General features: G+C 29.2%; 1 protein-coding gene. It reads left to right on the top strand.

Annotation, left to right across the window (positions count from 1 at the left end):
• Window positions 1-97: 97 nt before the first annotated feature.
• Window positions 98-1,347 (top strand): hypothetical protein (locus tag T364_RS10670; protein ID WP_035945536.1); only part of this gene is annotated, 1,250 nt, incomplete at its 3' end.

Genomic DNA, 1,347 nt, shown 5'->3' with positions numbered 1-1,347 from the left:
TTGAGGATTTTTAGTCCTTTTTATTTTTTTATAGAATAGGTAAAAAAAATATATTGATAATATAACGGCTCTATAGTGTCTTTTAGGGGGATTTTTTATGACAGGTTTAGAAAAGAAAAAAGAACTTTATAATTTAAGAAATGGTTATTTAAAATATAATCCTTATTTTCAATATACTGAAATTAATGTCTATAAATTCTTTGAATTAATTTATAGTAGAAATGATGAAATGCCTTTAGAGGAATGTGAGGGAGCTTCTCAAGAACATCAAAATCATAAATATCACGGAATAGCTACAGAAATTTTAAAAGATAGAGCAAGACATTTTATGATTTTTAATGATTTGAATTTTTTGGAAGAAATTAAAGACAGGGAATTTGTCATCACAAGCCCCATCAGTTACATAGGAAGAAACAGAACGGCGAAAAATTCAAGATTTTTATATGCTTTTGCCATTGACTTAGATGGAGTGGAAAAACAGCATATAGAAAATATTTTTTATCAATATAAATCAGGAGCTATGCCAAAACCTAATATCATAGTCAGTTCAGGAAATGGGCTGCATTTATATTATATTCTTGAAAAACCTATAGCTCTTTTTGATAATATCAAAATCCTTTTAAAAAGATTTAAGTATGGGTTAATAGACTTGGTTTGGAACGGCTACACATCAAGTGTCAAGAAAAGACAATATCAAGGGATTTTTCAGGGATTTAGAATACCAGAAACAAAAACAAAATTCGGAGAAATAGTAAGAGCCTTTTATTTAGAAAATTCAGAGCTTTATACAGTTGAAAGGCTTAATCATTGGGTAACAGGAAGAAGAAAATTAGTAGATACAGAAATAGACATTATAAATAAAGCTCTTTATATTCCGAAAAAATTAACTTTAAAAGAAGCGAAAGAAAAGTACCCTGATTGGTATGAAAGACGGATAGTAAAAGGGGATAAATCTCGTAAAAAATGGCATATTAAAAGAGATTTATATGATTGGTGGAAAAGAACTATTACAGATAATGAAAAAGTAGTTGAGGGACACAGGTATTTTTGTATAATGAGCCTTGCTATGTATGGACTAAAATGTGATATACCTTATGAGGAGGTAAAAGCCGACGCATATTCATTCTTAGAGGAGATGGAAAGTAAGACAGGAAATCAGGATAATCATTTTACAGAAGAAGATATAGAGGACGCCTTAAAAGCCTATAAGGAAAGTTATATGACTTTTCCTCGTAAAGATATAGAGGTTGTTACAGGTATTTCTATTCCTCCAAATAAGAGAAATTATCAAAAACAAAAAGACCATTTAGAAGAAATTAGAATGATTAGAGATTTAAGAATGAAAAG

It is taken from the genome of Fusobacterium perfoetens ATCC 29250, assembly GCF_000622245.1.
In the GTDB taxonomy this organism is placed as follows: Bacteria; Fusobacteriota; Fusobacteriia; order Fusobacteriales; family Fusobacteriaceae; genus Fusobacterium_B; species Fusobacterium_B perfoetens.
Note: the sequence above shows the minus strand (reverse complement) of the source record. Positions and strands in the feature narration are given on the sequence as shown.